This window comes from Acinetobacter sp. 766875 (genome assembly GCF_000582055.1).
Taxonomy (GTDB): domain Bacteria; phylum Pseudomonadota; class Gammaproteobacteria; order Pseudomonadales; family Moraxellaceae; genus Acinetobacter; species Acinetobacter nosocomialis.
The window spans coordinates 14,418-38,264 of sequence record NZ_JEXX01000011.1; the positions used below are offsets into that span (position 1 = coordinate 14,418).

The following is a 23,847-nucleotide window of genomic DNA, read 5'->3' on the forward strand; positions in this document are numbered from 1 at the left end:
TTCGGTCTTTATTTATGTAAAAAAAAGCTAAAAACTTTCGGCGATAAACTTATGCAAAAAAAAGATTTATTAAATAAAATAATATTTAGAAAATTGTGTTTAAGACCTTGTAAATAAAAAGAAAAAAATTAAAAGAATGAAATTTAATGATTTAAAAAAAGTACAACCATACATTAATCGTATTTATGGTTGTACTTTTTGGACTAAGCTTATCTGAAATAAGAATATCTTAAAAAATGCAAAGAACTAAGGAAGCAGTTTTTTAAAGACTAAAGAATTTCTTTGATAGTTATAAAGTGCCTGACGGGCATTTGGTAACTCATCAACGGTGACTTGGTGAAAACCATGTTCTAAAAACCAGTGTGCAGTTCGGGTTGTTAAAACAAATAATTGACGAATGCCTTGTTGTTTTGCCTTTTCTTCAAGGAATTGCAAAATTTGGCTACCACGGTTCGATTTACGATAACTTGGGTGTACTGCTACACAAGCAATTTCTGCTGAACGAGTTTCGTTAAACTCCGTCGGAATCGGATAAAGAGCAGCACAGGCCAAAATCATACCGTCTCGTTCAATAACCGCAAACTGGCTAATTTCTTGCTCTAAACGTTCACGTGAACGATAAACCAAAATACCTTCTTCTTCTAACGGGCGTAATAAGTTCATTAAGCCGCCAACATCTTGAATATGCGCCATACGAACTTCTTCATAATGTGCATCGGTAATCATGGTACCTACACCATCACGTGTGAACAGTTCTTCAATAAGTGCGCCATCATAGGCATATGAAATTAAATGAACACGATGTACACCCGACAGAGAAGCTTTTTTTGCTTCTTCTAAATGTAGAGTTAGAGTTGGACTGGTGGTTTGGTATTGTTGAATATAGTAGTCAAGTTGATGCGGACTTAATTCACGCAATAATTGTCCTTCTTCATTGAGCAAACCTTGTTGCTCACCTAAAAATATTAATTTATCTGCTTTTAAATAGGTTGCAGTTTTCGTTGCAACTTCTTCAGCTCTTAAATTAAATACTTCACCTGTGGTTGAATAGCCAGTTGGACCAAGTAAAACAATATTATCGTTATCAAGATGGCGTTCAATCGCGTCGGTGTCTATGGAACGAACCTCTCCTGTAAGCTGAAAATCCATACCATCACGAATACCATAAGGTTTAGCTGTTACGAAGTTCCCTGATACGACGTCTATGCGAGCACCGTACATTGGAGAGTTAGCTAAGCCCATAGATAACAATGCTTCGATTTCTAAACGAATAGAACCGACAGCACTCATGACACAGCTTAATGATTCACGTGTGGTAATACGGCTATTGTCATAAAAAGGTGTTTCGATACCTTTATCTTTAAGGTTTTGATTAATTTGTGGACGTGCGCCATGGACTAAAATTAAGCGAATACCAAGTGAATGCAATAAAGCAATATCATGGATAATGTGTTCAAAATTAGGATCGCGGACTGCTTCACCGCCAAACATTAAAACAAAAGTTTTATCGCGATGGGCATTAATATAAGGTGCTGAATGTCGGAACCAATGTACATAATGTTGGGTGTTATTATGTGATTTCTCTAAAGACTTAGTTGGCATACCGATCTCGAATCAACAGCAAAAAGATATAAAGATGATTCTAAACAAAAAAGCTTAAAGTCGCATGTATTAGATAGAAAAACACCCAAATTACATTTGGGTGTTTGTTGGTTTATTAAATTAACGAATCACTTTAATAATTTTATGACTTTGCTCATTTACGAGTACATAGTTACCGTTCACTTTATACCATTTTTGAAAACGTCCAGGCTTAGTCAATTTATCATGCGTGCGATAGTCGATGACATAACGTGGGTGCTGATATTCATGTGGTACGACTTGGCCTTCTCGCCAGATATTGGCACGATCATCTTTATGAATTACTTTGACTGGTCTGACGTCATGGTTTCGGTAGTTATCATGATGGTCATGATCATTTGGTGCAGCCATCGCTGTTGATGCGATTAAACCACTCATTGAAAGAACAATTGCTGTTGTTAGTTTTTTCATAATGAACCTCGAATGATAAATTAAATTTCGATAATTGAAGATTAGTGAAGAATTACAGATAAATCGTGAAGACTAAGAATAATAAATGTGAAAAATATCTAGGAAATAAGAAGAAATTTAGAATATATAAATTTTTAATATCTTATTGATATAAAAATAAAAAAGGATAAAACTGATGAGCTTTATCCTTTTTTATTAACTGATGAGTGAGGAGCTATCAGTTTTATAAACCACGGATGCTAACAATGCTATTAGAATCTGTATCGACTAAAATATAGTCATTATTGATTTTGTACCATTGTTGATTACGGTCTGGTTTAGGCAAGTTATTGTCTCTATAGTCGACCTTATAGCCATTACCGCGATAATGCTGTGGCATAACATAGCCTGGCTGCCAGCGATGTTGCTTTAGACGCTCAAAACCGCGTTCTTCGCGCATACGACGCTCATCGCGAAAACGATCTTCATCATCATCACGGTCATGTTTATGCCCACGATCATTCCATTCACCACGAGGCCCACCTTTAGGTCCTTTCTGGCCATGTCCTCGGTCAAATGGAGGATCAGCAAAGCTTGCTATACTGGTGGTCAGTACAGTTATGCTAAGGGCTAAGATGGTGAACAACTTTTTCATGATGCATCCTCGTTTACATCTGATGTCTCTCATGTTGAATACTGTACGCGCAAAATGCAGAGAAACTGTGAAGATCATTTAATGCTTCAATTAAAATTACGGATAAATCCAGTGTTTTATCAATAATAAAAAAGGCTTGTATATATCTTTTCAGGTATAGCCAAGCCAGATGTGATGATCGGCCGTAATTTATTTTAGCTTTTCATCTATAGTTATTTAGTCCTGTGCATCAATACTTTGACCATTGAGCGTCAGGCTATCTTCACCCATTAAATAGAGATAAGCTGGCATGATGGACTCTGGTGTTGGTAATGTTTTTGGATCTTCTTCAGGATAAGCTTTAGCACGCATTGCGGTACGTGTTGCACCTGGGTTAATGCAGTTAAAGCGAATATTTGGATAAGTATGCTCAGCTGCAAAAATTTTGCTCACAGCTTCAATCGCAACTTTAGACACTGAATACGCGCCCCAGAGTGCACGTGCTTCGCGACCTACGCCAGAGCTGGTAAATACCACAGAAGCGTTATCTGATTTTTGTAAAAGCGGGAGTAGGGCTTGAGTAAGAGCAAAAGGCGCACGTAAATTTACTGACATTACATCATCCCATACTTCTGTTGGATAATGTGCCAGTTCTACTCGATCACCTAAAATACCGGCATTGTGCAAAATACCGTCCAGACGTCCAAATTGCTTTTCGAGAGTATTTACTAAAAAGTCATAATCACGATCAGAAGCACTCGAAAGTTGTAATGGTAAAATTGCAGGCTGAGGAGCGCCTAAACCTTCAATTTCATCATAAATTACTTCAAGTTTATTTAAGGTTCTACCATGCAAAACCACAGTTGCGCCGTGTAAAGCATAACTGAGGGCCGCAGCTCGCCCAATTCCATCACCTGCACCAGTGATTAAAATAATTCGATCTTTGAGAAGATCTGGACGAGGTTGATATTCTGAATATTTCATTGGTAAACCTCCTTCTTTTTATATTGATATAAATAACTGTTAAAAAAGCCTGTAAAACTCTTGTGTTAACCTATCATACGCTGATTTTCCTGTAGAGCAGGAAGCTTTTGACGTAACATCTCGTGTAATTCTGTCACCGTATTTACAATCGAATCGGCTTGCCACGCGGTTAAATCATCACGATGTTCGATAGGTAAATAGCCGTATGCTGCCAAGATGGTATACATATTGGCATTGCGACCAGCATCAATATCACGTGGGTGATCACCCACATAAATAATTTCATCTGCTGGAATATTTAACTGCTTTGCAGCCAAATACATCGGTTCTGGGTCTGGTTTAGTTTTAGAAACATCTTCTGGACACACTAAAACTGCACAGCGTTCAGTCAGGTTTAGCTTTTCTAGAAGAGATTCACTTAAACCGCGTGGTTTATTGGTGACAATACCCCACGGTATTTGCTGGGCTTCCAGCTCTGCCAAAAGCGGATACATCCCTTCAAACAGATCTGTATCGACGACAATATTATTGCCATACATATCTAAAAAATTTTGTCGATGTGCCAAGAAGATTGGATTGGTTACATCCAGCTCTGGATAGACCAATTTGACCATGGCGCGTGCACCTTCAGACACCTGAGTGCGAATAAGGTCTGCTTCTACAACAGGACGTCTTGCATCACGACACATTTGTTGAATAATACGAATAAAGTCAGCAGCCGTATCGATGAGAGTGCCATCTAAATCAAATAAAACAGCTTTCATCATGCACCTGTCTTTACTGTATGAACCATATAGTTAACATCAACATTTGGTGCTAACCAATAACGCTTCGTAATTGGGTTGTAGTGCAAACCTGTCATTTCTTTTAAAGTTAAACCTGCATTACGAATGTCATGTGCCATTTCTGACGGGCGAATAAACTTGTGATAATCATGCGTACCTTTTGGAAGCATGCGTAGCACGTATTCAGCACCAATAATGGCAAATAAATATGATTTTGGGTTACGGTTAATGGTCGAGAAGAACACATGGCCACCTGGCTTAACCAAAGCCTGACATGCTTTAACAATAGATGCAGGGTCTGGAACGTGTTCCATCATTTCCATGCAAGTGACCACATCGTATTGACCTGCTTGTTCTTGAGCCAACTCTTCAACTGGAATTTGGCGATATTCAATATTTTGGACATTTTCTTGTTGAGCATGTAAACGACCTACTGCTAAAGGCGCTTCACCCATATCGATGCCGAGTACGTCTGCACCGCGGCGCGCCATACTTTCAGCTAAAATACCGCCACCACAGCCAACATCAAGCACCTTTTTACCAGCAAGACCACCGGCACGTTCATCAATCCAATTTAAACGTAATGGGTTAATTTGATGGAGTGGGCGAAATTCAGAATGTTGATCCCACCATTTGGCAGCAAGAGCTTCAAATTTTGCGATTTCTTGTAAATCAACATTCAATTGCGACATGGTGCTACCTCTAAACTTGGGTTATCTTTTTGATGTAGTTCGCTGTTAGTGTAGCGATTATTGGGAAAAAAGCGATAAACCCAATAAAAAACTTCACAGAAGCAAAACGAATTTAGCATATTTGTTTTATATTTAGGGCATAAGCTAATGCATAACAACTTAGAGGAAAAGCTGTAACAATGAAAAAATTGGTTTTGGGTGGTTTGAGTGCAGCAATTATGGCCATATCGGGTAGTGCAATGGCAGCAGATTTCGTTGCTGGTAAAGACTACACCGTAATTGCCAATCCAGGCAAAGTGGAAGTACCGGGGAAAATCGAAGTTCGTGAGTTCTTTTGGTATGGTTGTCCACACTGTTTTAAACTTGAACCGCATATGCAAGAGTGGTTAAAACAGATTCCGAGCGATGTGCGTTTCGTACGTACGCCAGCTGCTATGAACAAAGTATGGGAACAAGGGGCACGTACTTACTATACATCTGAGGCATTAGGCGTACGTAAGCGCACGCATTTACCATTATTCCATGCAATTCAGGTGAATGGTCAGCAGATTTTTGACCAGGCTTCTGCGGCTAAATTCTTTACTCGTTACGGTGTGCCTGAACAAAAATTTAATAGCACTTACAACTCATTTGCAGTAACTGCAAAAGTTGCCGAGTCAAATAAACTTGCTCAACAGTACCAATTAACAGGCGTTCCTGCTGTAGTGGTAAATGGTAAGTATGTTGTACAGGGTGAAGATGGTAAAGTTACTCAAGTACTTAATTACTTAATTGAGAAAGAACGTAAAGCAAAATAATTTTGAGTGCGTTAGAAAAAGGGCTTCATCAGAAGCCCTTTTTTATAAAATTTATTTCATAATCACGAAATCATTCAATTAATTTTGAGAATTCTCATCTTCAATCTGAAAATTTAGCGCATCAAAATTGGTGGTTTGGGTGGGTAGTGATAAGGCTTGGTTAATATATAAATTAATCAATTTTTGGCGAGAACCAATCGAACGCTGATAATAAGTCGAGTTTAAAAGCAACGATGCACCGTAAGTCAGTGACCAGATATAAGATAAATAGTCACGAATCGACATGTCATAATTTAATGATTTTAAATAACTTTCTGTAATATCTTTAATTGCTAAAATACGTTGCTGACGGATTTCATACAGCTCTTCAAAAAGATGCTTCAACTTAGACTCTGTCATGGTCAGATTTTCTTCAAGCTGATGCAATAAAATCGTTTTTCCTGGTGTGAGCAAATGATGGAGCATGTAACGCGGAGCATACTCTTTGAAATCAGTATTATATTTTTGAGAAATTTCTAAAATTTGTTTTTCATTTTGAATAATGAGTTCAAGCAGAAGTTCATTTTTACTTCTAAAGTGTTTATAAAGCGTACCTTTTGCGATATCTAGCTCGGCCACTAATTCATCTAGAGTAATTTCCTGATTGTTTTCTAGTAACAATTTTTCTGCAACGCTTAGAATTTTTTCTTTGCGCATCAAAAATTGTGTATGACGATCAAGATTCATAGGTATTCCCACACCAGTTTGGCCTAACGAATAGTTTACTTCCTGTAAAAAGAAAAAGACTTTTCTCGAAATTTTAGCCTTTTTCTTTCACTCTTTACGTATTAACACATAACCTGTTTTTTGTCATTTGCCAGTTTTATCGTTCCCAGTTGGCAATGCCTCTAAACAGTAAGCGAACTTGTGTAGACGCATTTTCAATAAACGCAGTTTGTTGCTGTTTGAGCTGCTCACCTTGATATTGTTTGACGAGGTTGAGCCACGTCATTGCCCACGTAAATGACATATTGGTCAAAATGGTAGATAAGACATTTAAGTCTTGAGGGTTTTGAATATGTTTAAAATTTTCGAGCTTAGTCAGATCTGTCGTTAAGTCTTCAATTAAAAATTCAATTTCTCTGGCAATAGCTGCACGAACCGTTTCCGAACCACCCCAACGTTCAGCAATCATAAATTGCCACTGTTTAGGGCTATGGTTCACTGCCTGCACAAATAGCTCAATGCTGGTTTGGGTTTTAGCAGATTTATGTTGTAAATAACTTTGTCCAAGTTGATGCAAAACGCTTTTTAAATGCAGCGCGACTTGATCAACCAGTTCTTTACCGAGTTCATCCATGTCTTGAAAATGACGATAGAACGCTGTTGGTACCAAACCTACTTCACGTGCAACTTCACGCAAACTGATACTACTGAACGAACGCCCAGACGTGCTTAGATGCAAGGCTGCATCGAGAAGTGCCTGACGACTTTGCTGTTTTCGTTCATCCCGTATCGACATTAAAAAAACCTATTTAAACCGTGAGCCAAAGTCTAACAAAAAAGAGCAAACTTTCATAAAAAAAATAGTGAACAAGTGTTGACTGAGTGAACACTTATAAATATAGTGTACATATGTTCACTATACGAACATGTGTTCACTCAAATAAATAGCCAGAAACAAAAGAGGAACGTATGAACGCAACACTTAACTATCAACCACATTGGGTTCGAGAAGATTTCGTTGATTTTGTTTTGCAGAAAATTAACGCGACTTGGGCTTGGAAAAGGGTACTTGCAGAAGTTACCGCTGTTCAGCCGCTTCATACCGATATGGTGCTCATTAGACTTAAACCAAATCGTAATTTTAATTTCGATCAGGTTTGTGCGGGACAAAGTATTCTATTGACGTTGCTTATCGATGGCGTTTACCAACAACGTAGCTATTCGATTATTGAAGTAACCACTCAAGGTGAAATCACTTTAGGTATTAAAGTACAAGGCTTGGTGTCTCGTGCAGCTCAACTGTTACATGTGGGCGAGTGTGTTGAGATTTCACAGCCACAAGGTAATTTTACTTTGCATGAAGGTCAGCAGCCTGCAATTTTAATTGCATCAGGAAGTGGTATTACTGCAATTTATTCACTCTTGCAGCAAGCTTTAAAACAGCAGCTTGAACAAATCCATGTCATTTATTTTAATCGTGCGGAAATTTTTCATGCCGAATTAAAAGCTTTAGCAGAACAGCATCCACAGCTTCAGTATCATTTTTTTAATACCAGCGAGCAAAAACAACATTTAACGGAAAGCTTACTGCAAAAGCTGGTTCCAGATTTTGCGCAGACTGCGACCTATATATGTGGGCACCACGGCATGATGCAGCAGGCGAATGAAATTTATGCGCAAAAAGGTGCTCAGTCTCAGCTTCACCAAGAATATTTCCAACCACTTCAAGTGACTAGTACACATGCAGCACAGCCTGTTATTTTCCGCCGTGCTCAACACGAATTTTTAGCTGAAACAAATTTACTGAGCAGTGCAGAGCAGGCGGGACTACGTCCGCAACATGGCTGCCGTATGGGTGTTTGCAATAAATGCAGTTGTACCAAAGTGAGCGGGGTCACTCAAAACCTGTTAACAGGTGAAATTGAAGACCAACCGAATCGTCCAATTAAACTATGCGTGAGCCAGGCATTAAGCCCAGTCACGATTGATCTATAAAAAGAATTAAAGAGGATTACCCCTATGAATATGGCATTAGAATTTTCTACTGTTTCTAAATCTGCTCATTTAACACCGGAACAAACTGAAGAATTTGGCCGCCGTGTTGAACAGATTCGACAAGATGTTATGAAAAGTCTTGGTGAGCAAGATGCAAAATATATCTACAAAGTCCGTAACTTTGTCCGCTATACCGAAATCGCATCACGTGGCATGTTGATGTTTGGTGGCTGGATTCCACCTGTCTGGTTATTGGGTACAGGTTTACTGGGTATTTCTAAAATCGTAGAAAACATGGAACTTGGTCATAACGTTATGCACGGTCAGTTTGACTGGTTAAATGAGCCAAGTCTGAATGGTAATACCTATGATTGGGATACCATTGCCTCTGGTGATGACTGGCGTGAAACACACAACTATGTACACCACACCTACACCAATATTGTCGGTAAAGACCACGATGTCGGATATGGAATTTTACGAGTAAGTGATCAACAGAAGTGGGAACCTCGTCACCTGTTTAATATTCCACTCGGTCTACAGTTAATGTTTTTCTTTGAATGGTATGTAGGTGTACAAAACTTACACCTTGAAGATGCATTAGTTTATAAAACCAAGAGCTGGAAACAGGTTTGGAAAGATTCTGCTAAAGTCCGTAAAAAAGCCACACGCCAAGTTTTAAAAGACTATGTATTTTTCCCTGTGATCTCTGGCCCTATGTTTTTACCGGTTTTTGCGGGAAATGTAGTTGCCAATATTATTCGTAACTTATGGTCATCAGCTGTAATTTTTAATGGTCATTTTACTGAAGATGCAGAAACGTTTGAGCCGGATAATACCGACACTGAAACCAAGGCAGAGTGGTATTTACGCCAGATTCGTGGATCAAGTAATTTTAGTGGTACAGAATGGCTGCATTTTATGAGTGGTAACTTAAGCCATCAAATTGAACACCATTTATTTCCAGATATGCCAGCTAATCGCTATAAAGAAGTAGCACCGAAAATTAAGGCACTTTGTGCAGAATATGGCATTAACTACAACGAAGCGAACTTTATGCGCCAGTTCTGGAGTGTATGGGTGCGTTTAGCAAAATGCTCATTACCAAACCATACAACTGCAAAAGTGATGCAGACATTAGAAAAATTAAAAGCAAAATTCAAATTTGCCTAATCGATAGACCAATAAATAGCTCCTAAAAAGGGGCTATTTTTATTTTTAAGTCATGAAAAGTGCAGACTTACATTTGAAAGTAGGGAATAAACTCAACCTGTCAAAATCCTTTGCTATACTATGCCCAAGTTTGTATTTAAGAGAATTTAGGAAGGATTATGCGTATTGACCAACGTGCATTAGACCAATTACGTGAAGTGAAAATTACACGAAACTACACCCGTTATGCTGAAGGTTCTGTGCTGGTCGAATTTGGTCACACCAAAGTCCTTTGTACTGCAAGCATTGATAACTCAGTGCCACGCTTTTTAAAAGGCCAAGGTCAAGGCTGGGTAACAGCAGAATATGGCATGTTACCGCGTTCAACACACTCACGTTGTGACCGTGAGGCTGCTCGTGGTAAACAAACTGGTCGTACTCAAGAGATCCAACGTCTCATTGGCCGTAGCTTACGTGCGATGGTTGATTTGAAAAAGCTGGGTGAAAATACCATTACCATCGACTGCGATGTCATTCAGGCAGATGGCGGTACACGTACTGCTTCAATCACTGGTGCTGCTGTAGCATTGGTTGATGCGATGAATGTTTTACTTGCGCAGAAAAAAATCAAGCAAGATCCCCTTAAAGGCTTAGTTGCTGCAATTTCTGTAGGCATGTATCAAGACGAAGTATTGCTTGATCTTTGCTATGAAGAAGATTCGAATTGTCAAACTGACTTAAACGTAGTAATGACACAAGCTGGCGAGTTTATTGAAATTCAAGGTACAGCGGAAGACAAACCGTTTACCCGTGCTCAAAGCAATGCCATGTTAGAAATGGCTGAAAAAGGAATTGCCGAGCTGATTAAAAAGCAACAAGAAGCTTTAGGCTGGTAATTTCAAGTTATCTAAAAAACGCATCTTCGGATGCGTTTTTTTATGCCTTCATCAAATCGACATAAAAACATCACTTGTCTGTCACCTTTTCACTTTATTAGTAGTTCGCATTTAAACCGTTTGGAAAAAATCAATGCGAAAATTTTCACTTTTATTAATTACATCTTTAGCGCTTATGCTCAGTGCTTGTAACGATGACAACAACTCAGATAATTCATCGCCAACACCACCAACCAGCAATTGCAAAATGCACTGTGCACCATAATAAAAATTAAGGATGAAAAAATGAATCGTCGCGAATTTCTTTTAAATTCTACAAAAACTATGTTTGGGACAGCCGCTCTGGCAAGTTTTCCGCTAAGTATTCAAAAAGCGCTGGCTATTGATGCGAAAGTTGAAAGTGGAACTATTCAAGATGTTAAACACATCGTGATTTTGACTCAGGAAAACCGTTCATTTGATAATTATTTCGGAACATTAAAAGGTGTACGTGGTTTTGGTGACCGTTTTACCATTCCTATGACAGAAAGCCGCAAGGTGTGGGAACAATACGATGCTAAGAAAAATAAAGTACTGCCATACCATTTAGATAGCCGTTTAGGAAATGCTCAGCGTGTTTCAGGTACACCTCACTCATGGTCTGATGGCCAAGCTGCTTGGGACAATGGTCGTATGAGTGATTGGGTAGCATATAAAAAACCGCAGTCGATGGGCTATTACAAAAAGCAAGAAGTTGAATATCAATTTGCCTTAGCAAATGCTTTTACGATTTGTGACGCGTACCACTGCGCTATGCATGCGGGAACCAACCCGAATCGTAAATTTATTTGGACGGGAACTAATGGACCTACAGGGGCAGGTGTTGCGAGTGTGGTCAACGAATTTGATGGCATTGGCCCATCAACAGAAGGTTATGAATGGACGACTTATCCTGAGCGTTTACAGCAAGCTGGCGTGACATGGAAAGTTTATCAAAACATGCCGGATAACTTTACCGATAACCCCTTAGCTGGTTTCAAACAGTATCGCCGTGCAAATGAGCAATCTGGTCAGCCAGTCAGTAACGATACGCTCACCTGTCCAGCATATGATGAAAAAATCGATGCGGCTCAACCACTTTATAAAGGTATTGCCAATACCATGCCAGACGGTGGTTTTCTAGGAACTTTTAAAGCTGATATTGCTCAGGGTAAATTACCGCAAGTGAGTTGGTTAGTTGCTCCTGCAACTTACAGTGAACATCCAGGGCCATCTAGTCCTGTGCAAGGCGCTTGGTATATTCAGGAAGTATTAAATGCGTTAACTGAAAATGCTGAGTTGTGGAGTCAAACCGTTTTATTGGTGAACTTCGATGAAAATGACGGTTTCTTTGACCATGTTCCTTCACCAAGTGCACCGTCTAAAGATGCAAATGGTGTTGTATATGGAAAAACCACTTTAACGGATCAGCAAGTATCTTATGAGTACTTTAACCATCCAGCAGTAGCGACTTCGAAATCTCAACCTAAGCCAGATGGTCGAGTGTATGGTCCGGGTGTACGTGTTCCAATGTACGTGATTTCACCATGGAGCCGTGGAGGATGGGTAAATTCTCAAGTCTTTGACCATACTTCTATTTTACAGTTCTTGGAAAAACGCTTTGGTGTGCAAGAGCCGAATATTAGCCCATACCGCCGTGCTGTATGTGGTGATTTAACAACGGCTTTTAATTTTAAAACACCGAATCTTTTGCCTGTTGCTGAACTAGATGGGAAGAAAACCAAAGCCGAAGCCGATGCGATTCGTGTTGCTCAAGCTTTATTGCCCCAAGTTCCTGTTCCGAGCCAGCAGCAATTTCCGCAGCAGGAAATGGGGATTCGACCATCACGTGCTTTGCCATATATTTTGCACACCAGTGCCAAAGTTGATGGCACTCAAAAAACAGTTAAATTGATGTTCTCTAATACGGGTAAACAGGCAGCCGTTTTCCATGTGTATAACCGATTGGATCTAACGTCAATTCCACGCCGTTATATGGTTGAGGCGGGGAAACAGCTTGATGACGTGTGGAATACTATCAATGGACAGTACGATTTATGGGTACTTGGACCAAATGGTTTCCACCGTGCGTTTAAAGGTAATTTGAGCCAAGTTAACCAAACTCAAGCGTTACCGGAAATTAGAGTATGTGTGGAAGAGTGTGATGCGAATTTGTATTTAAAAGTGCGTCATGATGGCAGTAAGTCAGTTAAGCTCACAGTCAAAGCAAATGCTTATCTACCAAATAAAACATGGAATATAGAAACCAACAGTTCCGAAAAAGAATTGGTTTGGGATATGTCTGAATTTGGTGGTTGGTATGACTTTACGGTGTCATTAGCTGATGATGCAACGTTTAGTCGCCGTTTTGCAGGACGTATAGAAACTCAAGAAGATTCAATTTCTGATCCATATATGGGTTATTTAGAGTCTTAAGTTGCTCTAATGAATGAATGATTAAGATGAAGTCTTAAGTTAATCATTATTTTAAATTAGCTAGCACGACGGAGTCTTATCATTTATTCATCCAGTGGAAGTAGCTAATTCGTTACTTTGGTTTCGCCCAAAGTAACCAAATGCATTTGTCATCTACAAAACCTGTTCTCTTCCTGCATATATCTGATTTATTGCAAAAACAATATATTCATAGATTTTGGGCAGGTTGTAGATGACATCTCGCATAATCTAATGTTGGGAAATATAAATGAAGGGGAGTAATATCTTATTATTTAGATGAATAATAAAAATAAAGGTTTACCTTTTGTAACAGAATCTCCTAAGCCTGGTCATATTTATCTTTTACCTTGAAACCCTAATTTTTTTAAAGTGATGGGGAAAATTTATGCTACAAGGTTTTATTGTATTATTAGCAGTAGTTACATTTGTTTTAATGGCTGCCGACCCACGAGATAACGGGGCACAAGCGACTCAGTCAGCATGGCAAAAAACACAAGCAGCAGACATGACCAAGTCGCAAAAAAATACCAAGAATGACGTGGATTTTATTTAAGCATTAAAACGCATTGATAAATCAACGGCTTTGACGTCTTTAGTCAATACGCCCATAGAAATATAGTCGACACCAGTCGTCGCTACTTCACGTAAGTTTTCAATAGTGATATTGCCCGAAGCTTCGAGTTTACAGCGACCCGCCACGTGTTTTACAGCATCTATCATTTGTTGTTGGCTAAAGTTGTCGAGCATGACAATATCTGCACCTGCTTCAAGTGCTTGGTTTAGCTCATCCCAAGTTTCAACTTCGACTTCAACAGGTTTGCTTGGTGCAATTTGATGTGCTTTTGCTATCGCTTGGGCAATACCGCCCGCTGCCATAATATGGTTTTCTTTAATTAAGAATGCATCAAATAAACCGAGGCGGTGATTTTGTCCGCCGCCGACGGTTACTGCGTATTTTTGTGCAATACGTAGGCCCGGTAAAGTTTTACGTGTATCGAGAAGTTTTGTATTTAAACCTTCAAGATGTTGAACATATTCAGCAGTTTTTGTAGCCACAGCCGATAATGTTTGAATAAAGTTTAGAGCAGGGCGCTCTACAGTTAGTAAGCTACGTGCAGAACCAGCAAGCTTTAAAAAGGCTTCATTTGCAGCAACATGGTCACCTTCTTGTTTTAACCAAGTCACCTGTACAGTGTTGTCATAAGCTGAGATGAGAGCATTAACCCATGGCTGTCCAGCTAAAACCATATCTTCACGGCTAATAATGGTTGCAGTGGCCTGCTCATCTTCAGGTGTGAGCATAGCGGTAATGTCGCCGTCCCCAATATCTTCTTGTAATGCTTGTTGAATATTGATTTGAATTGACTGTTCAAGCAAAGACTGAGGTATGCTCATACGGTTTCCATTTTGTCGATGACCCTAAAACTTGCGATATATTAGCACCGTCGACTTTAAAAATAAGCTGTTTTATTCGTTTAATCGCGATAAACAATCGTACTGACTACTCTGAAAAGCATATAACTGTTTTAAACTAAAACAATTGGCAAGCAATTTATTGGCATCTCAATGAAGCAGATCACACCGTATGAAGTTATAGATGGGCAGTTAAAAGGGGCGAGACAAGTTCCTTCTCCAAATTTTAACCAGCGTCCGGCTGGTACCGAAATTCAAATGATTGTGGTTCATAATATTAGCTTGCCACCTTCTCAATTTGGGGGGGGCTATATTGAGCAGTTTTTCCAAAATAAGTTAGATTGGTCCATACATCCCTATTTTCAGACTATTGAAGGGATGCAGGTCTCTACGCACCTGTTAATTTTACGAACAGGTGAGGTCCTACAGTTTGTTAATTTTAATGATCGTGCATGGCACGCAGGGCGTTCGAGCTATTTAGCCAAAGTTGAATGCAATGATTATTCAATTGGTATTGAGCTTGAAGGAAGTGATGATTTACCTTTTGAAGAGATACAGTACGACGTACTAACAGATGTGGTTAGGGCCATTCGCCAAGCTTACCCTGAAATTAAGAATCATATTGCAGGGCATTCAGACATTGCACCGGGCCGAAAAACCGATCCGGGTCCTTATTTTAAATGGCAGCATTTTAGACAACTGTTAACACAGAAAAAAACTTGAGTTCATTCATCATTTCACAACGAAAAGATTTTCTAGTTTCATTACAATAGCGACTTTCGAATATATAGCTGTAGGTGAGTACGATGGCATTATGGCGATCGACTTTTATTGTCAGTGCGATGACGATGTTGTCACGTGTGTTGGGGTTGGTACGAGATGTCGTATTGCTCAACGTGTTTGGTGCGGGTAAAGATTTCGATACCTTCGTTGTGGCTTTTCGTATTCCCAATTTCTTTCGACGATTGTTTGCCGAAGGAGCTTTTTCTCAGGCTTTTATTCCGGTACTAACCGAATATAAAACAGGCCGAGCACATGCTGAAGTTCAAATCCTGATTAGTCGGGTATTTGGTTGCTTACTCACGGTCATGACCTTACTCACTTTTGTGGCTATGGTGTTAGCTCCGGCGATCATCTATATGTATGCGCCGGGCTTCCATAATGACCCTGAAAAGTTCGATTTAGCGGTCAGTATGTTCCGTCTGACTATTCCATATTTAATGTTTATGTCACTGACTGCTTTTGCCAGCAGTATCTTAAACAGTTATGGTTCTTTTGCTTCTCCAGCTTTTTCACCTGTATTGCTCAATGTAGCAATGATTGCTGGTGCATGGTGGCTTACGCCGTATATGGCTGAGCCAATTAAAGCATTAGGATGGTCAGTTGTAGCAGCGGGTATTTTACAGTTAGCTGTACAAATTCCTGAGTTATGGCGTAAAAACCTCCTAATTACACCTAAAGTTGATTTTAAACACGAGGGTGTAGAACGTATTTTAAAATTAATGCTTCCTGCATTATTTGGCGTATCTGTAACTCAGATTAACCTGTTGTTAAATACAATTTGGGCATCTTTCATGCAAGATGGTTCGGTATCTTGGCTCTATAGTGCTGAGCGTATGACGGAACTACCTTTAGGTTTAATTGGTGTTGCAATTGGTACAGTGATTTTACCTTCGCTTTCAGCACGCCATGCTGAGCAAGATCAAGAAAAGTTCCGCGGTATGATCGACTGGGCAGCAAAAGTTATTGTATTGGTGGGATTACCAGCAAGTATTGCTTTATTTATGCTTTCTACACCGATTATTCAGGCTCTATTCCAACGTGGTGAGTTTGACCTACATGACACTCAAATGACTGCACTTGCATTGCAATGTATGAGTGCTGGTGTAATTTCCTTTATGCTAATTAAGGTATTTGCACCGGGTTTCTATGCTCAGCAAGATACTAAAACACCAGTTCGTGTGGGTTTAATGTCTGTTGCCGCAAATGCTATTTTAAACGTTGTATTTATTGGATTCTTTAAACTAATCCATTGGCAGGCTGAACATATGGCGCTTGCGTTGGCATCTTCTGGTTCAGCTTTGGTAAATGCTGGTTTGCTCTACTTCTATCTACATAAGCGTAATATTTTCCGATTCGGCTCACATTGGAAAAAACTGATTCTTCAATATGGATTGGCAAACCTTGCCATGATCGCAGCGCTTTGGTTTGGGTTAAATTGGTATAACGGCGAGCTTTCTCAATGGATCCGCATTGCTGAGGTCGCAGGTCTATGTGTAGTAGGCGTAATCGCTTACTTAATTGGCTTATTGATTAGTGGCTTTAGACCAAGAGATTTAAAACACTAAAATAAAAAGCGATCAATTTAGATCGCTTTTTTTATATTTTAGAGGATTACTTTGGCAAAACTTGTAGCAATTCAATATCAAAAATTAACGTACTATTTGGACCGATACTATCACCAGCACCAACTTCACCATAAGCAAGTTTAGCTGGAATGAAGAAACGGGTTTTACCACCTTCTTTCATTGTTTGTAAGCCTTCTGTCCAGCCTGCAATCACTTGGTTTAATTGGAAATCTACAGGATGATTGCGTGCAATTGAGCTATCAAAAACAGTCCCGTCAAGTAAACGACCTTCATAGTTGACTTTTACGCGAGAAGTAGCTTTAGGTGTTTTACCAGAACCTTCTTTTAATACCTGATATTGCAAACCCGATTTAGTTGTAATCACACCAGATTTTTTCGCATTTTCAGCGAGAAAAGCAGCGCCAGCCTGAGCATTTTGTTGCGCTAGTTTTTGAAACTCAACGAGCTGTTTAGCTTCTAAAGTTTTCTTATACTCATTAATTGCTTTAGCCATTTCTTCGTCTGTCAGGCGTGCAGTTTTTTTCTGTGCACCTTCTTGAAGACCTTGATAAAAGATATCAAGATTTAAATCTGTTAATGCATCAGTATTATTACGACCCATTAAATAGCCATAACTATAACTAAACTGATCTTTTGCTGGGCTTTTATTTGTTACAGGTGTCGCAGCAATAACAGATAAACTCATTGTTGATGCAGCAATAACCAAACTGATTTTTTTCATGCCATTTTCCAAAAAAACAGGAGAGTATAACGACTCTCCTGGATTGTTATTATTTCACTGAAATGAGTTCAACATCAAAAATCAGTGTACTGTTTGCTGGGATCCCTGGAAGTTCTTGTGGACCATATGCAAGATTTGATGGAATAAAGAAAGTCGCTTTTCCGCCTTCTTTCATGAGTTGAAGACCTTCAGTCCAACCAGGAATGACCTGATTAAGTGGGAATTCAACAGGTTGACCACGTTTATAGGAACTATCAAAAACCTGACCATTAATTAAACGGCCTTCATAATGTACTTTAACAACGGACTGGGCTGTTGGCTGTTTACCAGTACCTTCTTTCGTAATGATATATTGCAAGCCTGATGCTGTAGTTTTTACTCCAGCTTTAGTTTTGTTTTCTGCAAGGAACTGTGCGTCTGCAGATTCAGAGGCTGCACCCTCGTGCTCTGGTTTATCTTGATGCTGCATTTTTTGTTGTAACTCTTTTTCATAAGCTGCAACAGCTGCTTTTAAATCTTCTTGAGTATAAGCACTTGGTTGCTTGCCACGAGCATCATGGATCCCTTGAACAAAGGCCTTAGTGTCCAATTCTGGAGGAGTTTGTTGCGCAACTTCATAACCAAGAACATAACTGATTTTTTGAATTGGAGAAGCATTTTTGTCTGCTTTACGTCCGACTTCTGTGGTCGGATGTTGAGTTGCATAATATACAGGTACAAGTGCAGCACCGCCTAAAACTACAGCGACAGCAATGGGTAAGGCTTTACTCATAAAAGGTTCCAAAAATAATCATTTGAGTCTAAAAGGCTGCTTCGATCTTAGCATGCTTCGACTTAAGCATAGAATGTTTAACAAAAAAAACGAGTGGTTTTTTTATATATTTTAGTTAGTTTTAATTTGGTGAAACTTAAAAAATCAAATAAAAAAAACCGGATCATTTGATCCGGCTTTTTAAGAAAACTCTTAATTAATCTTCTTTTTGTGCTTTATATGCATAAGCATAGTTATAGCCATAACCACCGCCGCCAGAGCGTTGAATATAATTAAGGATAAAGCCATTCACTTTAACACCAGCTTGTTCAAAGCGGTTAACTGTTAATTCAAGCTCTTTCATATGAGACTTAGCATAACGAGCAACAATTAAGTTCACGCCAGTGTACTGAGAAATAATAATACCATCAGTTACTGCAAGCACTGGTGGAGTATCAATAATGATATGGTCATATTGAGTTTGGAACTTCTCTAGTAAGTCTTTGAACTGGGTAGAGCTCAACATTTCTGAAGGGTTGGTTGGACTCTTACCACGGGTAATCACGTCGAGATTCGCAACTTGCGTTTTATGTAAAACTTGTGTCAAGTCAGCTTGGCCACTTAGTAATTCAGAAAGACCAGGTTTCACGTCAACATCGAAGTATTTATGCATATAACCACGACGCATATCAGCATCAATCAGTAATACACGTTTATTCCCTTGTGCGAAAATAGTCGCTAAGTTAGTTGAAATAAATGATTTACCGACTTCTGGAGACGGGCCAGCAATCATAATAATATTATTTTTTGCTGAGGTTAAAGCGAAGTGAATGGCTGTACGAATACTACGCAAACTTTCAATCGCAATATCATCACTACTTTTAACTGCCAAAATAGGAATACTCTTTTTCTTTTTCAAGATATTCATACGAGTTTCTTGAATAGGAGAACGAGGTACAGTCGCATAAACTGGTAAATCTAATTCATTTTCAATTTGAGTTGAATCATTAACTCCGCTACGCATCATATTACGTAATAATGCAATTAATACACCGATAAAACCACCAACAAAAATAGAAAGTATTAGAACAATTAATTTCTTAGGTTTAATAGGTTTAACAGGTTCTACAGCAGTATCAATAATGCGAACATTACCAATCTCACCTGCATTAGCAATTTTAAGCTGTTGATAACTGTTTAGTAACGACGTATAGAGCTCTGTGTTTACTTTTACATCACGATATAGTTGTAAATATAAACGTTGTGTTTCAGGAAGTTGAGTTAAACGATTATTAAGATCAGCAATCTTTTTATTAATCTCTGTAATTTGTGCATCGATTTGACGGATTAATGGATGATCATTGGTATATTTAGCAGAAAGCTCAGCTTGTTTCTGTTGTAGCTCGATTTTAAGCTTTTCTAAATCAATATTTTGCTTAAGTAATAGCTCCGACTCAGCATTTACATCGACTGTTTTATACTTTTCACGAAATTGGTTAAACTTGATCTCAGAATCTTCTAGCTGCTTTCGAAGCTCTGGTAATTGTTTCTCAAGAAAAGCTAAAGTTTGTTTAGATTCTAAAGACTTTCGCTCAATGTTTTGTTGGTGATAAACAGTTAGAACATTATTTAGTACTTGTGTAATGTGCTCAGGATCTTGACCTAGATAATTTAAACCAATAACACCAGTCACTTTACCTTTTTCAGCAACACTATAGATATCATTAAAATTTTTAACGGCTGTTGGTAGAGCGAGTTTAGTTAAAGTATAGCTTTGTTCTTTCAGGTTACCTTGAGCATTAAGTTGTACCTGCCAAAGACCTCTATTTGTATTTAGTATATTTTTTTTGTTTAATTGACCATTAAATACAACTTGATCTTTGTATGTTAAAGTGAATTGATTTGCACCTTTGAACTCTAACTTTAAGGGTTTATCTAAATAATATTCAGGTACTTTAAGTTCTCGTATAATCAAATTATTATTTTGATTACTGTACAGTACAGATTCATGACGATACTCAAGTCTACTCTTATCTTGTGAAATTAACTTGTCGATCAATCCTGATTGGTTATCTTTGACGTTAATATCAAGATTAAGGTTCTGGATGACTTGTCCTAAAACCATTCTAGAACGAAGAATCTCTATTTCTGGATCAGCTGGTGATTTTTGAGATAGACCTCCACTGACTTTAGAAAGGTCACCAAGCAAAGCAGCAGAGGCAGCGCCTTTACTGTCCTCAACTTGTACCATTGCATCTACAGAATAAGTATCTGGCGTTATCCGTAAGTATAGCAAGGCACAAATTAAACTTAAGACCACGCAGCATGCTATGATTTTCCACTGTGCAATCAATGAAAAGAATAACTCTTTTAAATCGATGCTATCTTCGCTAGTTTTAGAGTTTTGGTTCATAAATTTACAACTAATATACAATTATAATTGAGTGCGCCAATCTTGCACATAGCTTTGAATGTTTCGGCAAGTCTGATCAAAAAAAGCTTGGTCATGCTGATAGGGGTCAGGTATATTTTGCCCTTGCCAATGGCCAAGCCTAAAAATTTTACCCTTAGCAAATGGCCAAGTTTGTTCAATATGCTTTTGCTGATTATTGCTCATTACTAAAATCAAATCATTTTGTTTGATCAATTCAGCACTGAGCTGGCGAGCCACGTGTGGTCTCATATCAATATTCAACTGATCCATACAATGAATCGCTTTGTCATCTGCAGTATGACCTACTAGGGCTGAAATACCAGCAGATGAGATATTTAATGTAGGATGTTGGGCCTTTAAAAAGTATTCTGCCATTGGACTGCGGCAAATATTACCTACACAGACTACTAAGATATTTTGTAACTGCATTCTAGTTTTTACCCAATTGATCAAAGGTATAAAGTGCACTTGAGAATGGTACAATCTGGTTCATAATACGCTGCCAGCGTGTTAAACCAGTTGCATCAATATAAACAATATCATTTTTTTGCATTTGGAATTGATTAGATAATGCAAGGTTACCAATGCTACTCAAATTGAGCTGATAGATTGTTGATCTTTTTGTTTGTAAATCTGTACGCATGACATAAATACGAGCTGCACTTGCCGAGTATGGATTAACACCTTCACTCTCGCCCAATACATCACTTAGGGTCATTCCCTGATCTCGTAATGGAATTGCTGAACTTTTATTAGACTCACCCATAACATAGAGTTTTTGATTTTGTTTAGTATTTACATAAATTGTATCATTGGGTTGGACTAATAATTTGTGTAGTGAATAACCTTGTTTCTCAAGTGCAACGACATTTAAATTATAAACTTCGCCATTACGAATGAGTTGAATATCAGTATTATCACCAGACTCTTGATTTACACCTCCAGCCATACTTAAGGCTGTATAAATACTAATTGGTTGATCATCTAAAGTGTATTGTCCACTTTTCATAACCTGACCATTAACAAAATAGCGTTTAGCTTGATATGACAACACGCGAACTACAACATCAGGTGTTTTTAAATACTTAGCAAATTGACTTCGTAAATATTTATTGGTCTCAGCCAGTGTTTTCCCTGCAATGTGAACTTGGCCTACAAGTGGTAACTGTACATTTCCTGCAGAATCAATAGGGTATCCAAATGCTTTAATATCAGTAGAGGCACCTTGAATAGGAGGAGTAATTTCAGGATAAGCCCAAAGCTGAATAGATAAAACATCCCCAGCACTTAAGCGGTATTGATAAAAAGGAGTATTAAATAAGGCGCTTATATTTCCTTGTGGACGCAAAGCCTCAGAACTAATCTTTGGAATATTGTTTTGGGTGAGTTGAACAACAGAAACCTCTGCGCCTTGTTCTGTTTTAAAAGTACCTTGTTCAGGTAAGTCGTAAGTTTGTAAGCCTGAGGTGACTGCACATCCTGTAAACGAAAGTGAAATGGCTAAAAATAATAATGTGCTTTGGTGCTTCACATTCAAACCCTTTATTGTTTGTAATCCAATGATACTTTGCATGAAGACATTGGATTGTAGTCTATAATTAACCCAAATCATACTTTATTTGCCAAGCAGTGATTGTATATTTCGAGAAAATTTTGTTTAAAGTCTGCTATATTAACGTAGTAGGTCGTATCCATGATGTTTCTCCATTTAAAATTAAATGGTTAGGTTTTATATATGTTTCAACTTGAGCAACTAAAAATAGCAATTATCGGCTTAGGGTATGTTGGATTACCTTTGGCAGTTGAATTTGGTAAACATAAACCTACAATCGGATTTGATATAAATGAAAATCGGATATTAGAGTTAAAAAACGGATATGACCATACATTAGAAGTGACTTCTGATGAGTTAAAACACGTACAGCATTTGTCGTATACAGCACATATTCAAGACTTACAGAATATAAACTTTTTCATTGTCACTGTGCCAACACCCATTGACGATTTTAAACAACCTGACTTGACCCCTCTCATAAAAGCATCCCAAAGCATTGCTAAAGTTCTAAAAAAAGGAGATATCGTTGTTTATGAGTCAACGGTTTATCCTGGTGCGACAGAAGAGGTTTGTATACCCGAATTAGAAAAACATTCCGGTTTAAATTTTAATAAAGATTTCTTTGTTGGTTATAGTCCAGAACGTATTAATCCTGGTGATAAACAACGACGTGTCACTAATATTTTAAAAATTACCTCAGGTTCGACTCCAGAGGTCACTGACTATGTTGATCAAGTATATAATTTAATTATTGAGGCGGGGACACATAAGGCCCCGAGTATCAAAGTCGCTGAGGCTGCTAAAGTCATTGAAAATACACAAAGAGATGTGAATATCGCTTTAATCAATGAGTTGGCTCTGATTTTTAATAAAATGGGTATCGATACAGAAGATGTACTCAAGGCAGCAGGTACAAAATGGAATTTTTTAAACTTTAGACCTGGTTTAGTTGGTGGTCATTGTATTGGTGTTGATCCGTATTATTTAACGCATAAAGCAGAGTCAATTGGTTTACATCCAGAAATTATTTTGGCAGCTCGTCGCTTAAATGATCGTATGGGTGAATATGTTGCAACCCAATTGATCAAAGAAATGGTAAAGAAACGTATCCAAGTTGTTGGTGCTCGTATATTAATTTTAGGTTTGAGTTTTAAAGAGAACTGCCCAGATATACGAAATACTAAGATTGTAGATATGGTTAAAGCACTAAAAGAATACGATTTAGATCTTGATATCTATGATCCTTGGGTAGATAGTGCTGAGGTTGAAGCAGAGTATGGGTTAGCTCCAATCATGGAATTAAAACAAGGTCGGTATGACGCTATCGTAATTGCAGTTGCACATGATCAGTTTAAGGTAATGAGTACTGAAGACTTTCATTCTTTAGGTAAAAAAAAGCATGTCCTTTATGATTTAAAGCATGTTCTTAATAAAGTAGATGCAGATTTAAGACTATAA

General features: G+C 38.3%; 24 protein-coding genes. 10 read left to right on the forward strand and 14 right to left on the reverse strand.

Features of this window, described 5'->3' with window-relative positions:
- Positions 1–246: 246 nt before the first annotated feature.
- The 6 genes from argA to ubiG form a co-directional block, all read right to left on the reverse strand.
- Entirely contained in the window at positions 247–1,602 is a 1,356-nt protein-coding gene (gene argA, locus J576_RS11060; protein ID WP_002050496.1) for an amino-acid N-acetyltransferase, read from the reverse strand.
- Positions 1,603–1,722: 120 nt separating this feature from the next.
- Positions 1,723–2,052 carry an RcnB family protein gene (locus J576_RS11065; protein WP_002050532.1) on the reverse strand — a complete coding sequence of 110 codons (330 nt, stop codon included), beginning with the start codon at positions 2,050–2,052 and terminating at the stop codon, positions 1,723–1,725.
- Between the two features lie 223 nt (positions 2,053–2,275).
- Positions 2,276–2,686, reverse strand: coding sequence for an RcnB family protein (locus J576_RS11070; RefSeq protein WP_002050581.1), 411 nt, complete (start codon positions 2,684–2,686; stop codon positions 2,276–2,278).
- Positions 2,687–2,902: 216 nt separating this feature from the next.
- Positions 2,903–3,649 (reverse strand): YciK family oxidoreductase, encoded by a 747-nt coding sequence (locus J576_RS11075; RefSeq protein WP_002050551.1) that lies wholly within the window; start codon positions 3,647–3,649, stop codon positions 2,903–2,905.
- Positions 3,650–3,714: 65 nt separating this feature from the next.
- Complete coding sequence (locus tag J576_RS11080; RefSeq protein ID WP_081400956.1) at positions 3,715–4,416, reverse strand: HAD family hydrolase; 702 nt, start codon at positions 4,414–4,416, stop codon at positions 3,715–3,717.
- Complete coding sequence (gene ubiG / locus J576_RS11085) at positions 4,413–5,126, reverse strand: bifunctional 2-polyprenyl-6-hydroxyphenol methylase/3-demethylubiquinol 3-O-methyltransferase UbiG (RefSeq protein ID WP_002050579.1); 714 nt, start codon at positions 5,124–5,126, stop codon at positions 4,413–4,415. Before ubiG ends, J576_RS11080 begins: the two co-directional genes overlap by 4 nt.
- Positions 5,127–5,305: 179 nt before the next feature.
- On the opposite strand from ubiG, the gene J576_RS11090 reads away from it, so the two are divergent.
- Entirely contained in the window at positions 5,306–5,923 is a 618-nt protein-coding gene (locus J576_RS11090; RefSeq protein ID WP_002050528.1) for a thiol:disulfide interchange protein DsbA/DsbL, read from the forward strand.
- 78 nt (positions 5,924–6,001) lie between these two features.
- Here J576_RS11090 and J576_RS11095 read toward each other — a convergent pair whose 3' ends face one another.
- A complete protein-coding gene (locus J576_RS11095) occupies positions 6,002–6,649 on the reverse strand; it encodes a TetR/AcrR family transcriptional regulator (protein WP_002050537.1) in 648 nt (215 codons plus the stop codon).
- Between the two features lie 136 nt (positions 6,650–6,785).
- Positions 6,786–7,424, reverse strand: coding sequence for a TetR family transcriptional regulator (locus J576_RS11100; RefSeq protein ID WP_002050499.1), 639 nt, complete (start codon positions 7,422–7,424; stop codon positions 6,786–6,788).
- Positions 7,425–7,597: 173 nt separating this feature from the next.
- On the opposite strand from J576_RS11100, the gene J576_RS11105 reads away from it, so the two are divergent.
- The 6 genes from J576_RS11105 to J576_RS19760 all read left to right on the forward strand — a co-directional run bounded on the left by J576_RS11105 (position 7,598) and on the right by J576_RS19760 (position 13,699).
- A complete protein-coding gene (locus J576_RS11105) occupies positions 7,598–8,623 on the forward strand; it encodes a ferredoxin reductase (protein WP_002050543.1) in 1,026 nt (341 codons plus the stop codon).
- Between the two features lie 30 nt (positions 8,624–8,653).
- A complete protein-coding gene (locus J576_RS11110) occupies positions 8,654–9,796 on the forward strand; it encodes a fatty acid desaturase family protein (RefSeq protein ID WP_080754091.1) in 1,143 nt (380 codons plus the stop codon).
- Between the two features lie 158 nt (positions 9,797–9,954).
- Positions 9,955–10,671 carry a ribonuclease PH gene (gene rph, locus J576_RS11115; RefSeq protein WP_001217232.1) on the forward strand — a complete coding sequence of 239 codons (717 nt, stop codon included), beginning with the start codon at positions 9,955–9,957 and terminating at the stop codon, positions 10,669–10,671.
- 133 nt (positions 10,672–10,804) lie between these two features.
- The gene (locus tag J576_RS20555; protein WP_255210327.1) at positions 10,805–10,936 is read left to right on the forward strand and encodes a hypothetical protein; all 132 of its coding nucleotides are present in this window, start codon (positions 10,805–10,807) and stop codon (positions 10,934–10,936) included.
- 20 nt (positions 10,937–10,956) lie between these two features.
- Positions 10,957–13,125 carry a phosphocholine-specific phospholipase C gene (locus J576_RS11120; protein ID WP_002050562.1) on the forward strand — a complete coding sequence of 723 codons (2,169 nt, stop codon included), beginning with the start codon at positions 10,957–10,959 and terminating at the stop codon, positions 13,123–13,125.
- Positions 13,126–13,531: 406 nt separating this feature from the next.
- Positions 13,532–13,699: an ABZJ_00068 family colistin stress protein gene (locus J576_RS19760; protein WP_002050585.1), complete on the forward strand. Its 168-nt coding sequence runs from the start codon at positions 13,532–13,534 to the stop codon at positions 13,697–13,699.
- Here J576_RS19760 and nadC read toward each other — a convergent pair.
- Positions 13,696–14,541 carry a carboxylating nicotinate-nucleotide diphosphorylase gene (gene nadC / locus J576_RS11130; protein ID WP_002050502.1) on the reverse strand — a complete coding sequence of 282 codons (846 nt, stop codon included), beginning with the start codon at positions 14,539–14,541 and terminating at the stop codon, positions 13,696–13,698. The genes J576_RS19760 and nadC overlap by 4 nt on opposite strands.
- 171 nt (positions 14,542–14,712) lie before the next feature.
- On the opposite strand from nadC, the gene ampD reads away from it, so the two are divergent.
- Complete coding sequence (ampD, locus tag J576_RS11135; protein ID WP_002050558.1) at positions 14,713–15,282, forward strand: 1,6-anhydro-N-acetylmuramyl-L-alanine amidase AmpD; 570 nt, start codon at positions 14,713–14,715, stop codon at positions 15,280–15,282.
- Positions 15,283–15,356: 74 nt separating this feature from the next.
- A complete protein-coding gene (gene murJ / locus J576_RS11140) occupies positions 15,357–16,907 on the forward strand; it encodes a murein biosynthesis integral membrane protein MurJ (RefSeq protein ID WP_171072083.1) in 1,551 nt (516 codons plus the stop codon).
- Positions 16,908–16,953: 46 nt separating this feature from the next.
- Here the strand turns inward: murJ and bamJ (J576_RS11145) are convergent, their stop codons facing one another.
- The 5 genes from bamJ (J576_RS11145) to J576_RS11165 form a co-directional block, all read right to left on the reverse strand.
- The gene (bamJ, locus tag J576_RS11145) at positions 16,954–17,649 is read right to left on the reverse strand and encodes a BamJ family beta-barrel-assembly machinery protein (protein WP_002050486.1); all 696 of its coding nucleotides are present in this window, start codon (positions 17,647–17,649) and stop codon (positions 16,954–16,956) included.
- Positions 17,650–17,698: 49 nt separating this feature from the next.
- On the reverse strand, positions 17,699–18,421 hold the full coding sequence (bamJ, locus tag J576_RS11150) for a BamJ family beta-barrel-assembly machinery protein (RefSeq protein WP_002050492.1): 723 nt from the start codon (positions 18,419–18,421) through the stop codon (positions 17,699–17,701).
- A gap of 196 nt (positions 18,422–18,617) precedes the next feature.
- Positions 18,618–20,813, reverse strand: a complete 2,196-nt coding sequence (locus tag J576_RS11155; RefSeq protein WP_002050571.1) for a polysaccharide biosynthesis tyrosine autokinase — start codon at positions 20,811–20,813, stop codon at positions 18,618–18,620.
- A 21-nt stretch (positions 20,814–20,834) separates the two neighbouring features.
- Positions 20,835–21,263, reverse strand: a complete 429-nt coding sequence (locus J576_RS11160) for a low molecular weight protein-tyrosine-phosphatase (protein ID WP_002050525.1) — start codon at positions 21,261–21,263, stop codon at positions 20,835–20,837.
- Position 21,264: 1 nt separating this feature from the next.
- The gene (locus J576_RS11165) at positions 21,265–22,365 is read right to left on the reverse strand and encodes a polysaccharide biosynthesis/export family protein (RefSeq protein WP_002050473.1); all 1,101 of its coding nucleotides are present in this window, start codon (positions 22,363–22,365) and stop codon (positions 21,265–21,267) included.
- Between the two features lie 204 nt (positions 22,366–22,569).
- On the opposite strand from J576_RS11165, the gene tviB reads away from it, so the two are divergent.
- Positions 22,570–23,847, forward strand: a complete 1,278-nt coding sequence (gene tviB / locus J576_RS11170; protein WP_000487067.1) for a Vi polysaccharide biosynthesis UDP-N-acetylglucosamine C-6 dehydrogenase TviB — start codon at positions 22,570–22,572, stop codon at positions 23,845–23,847.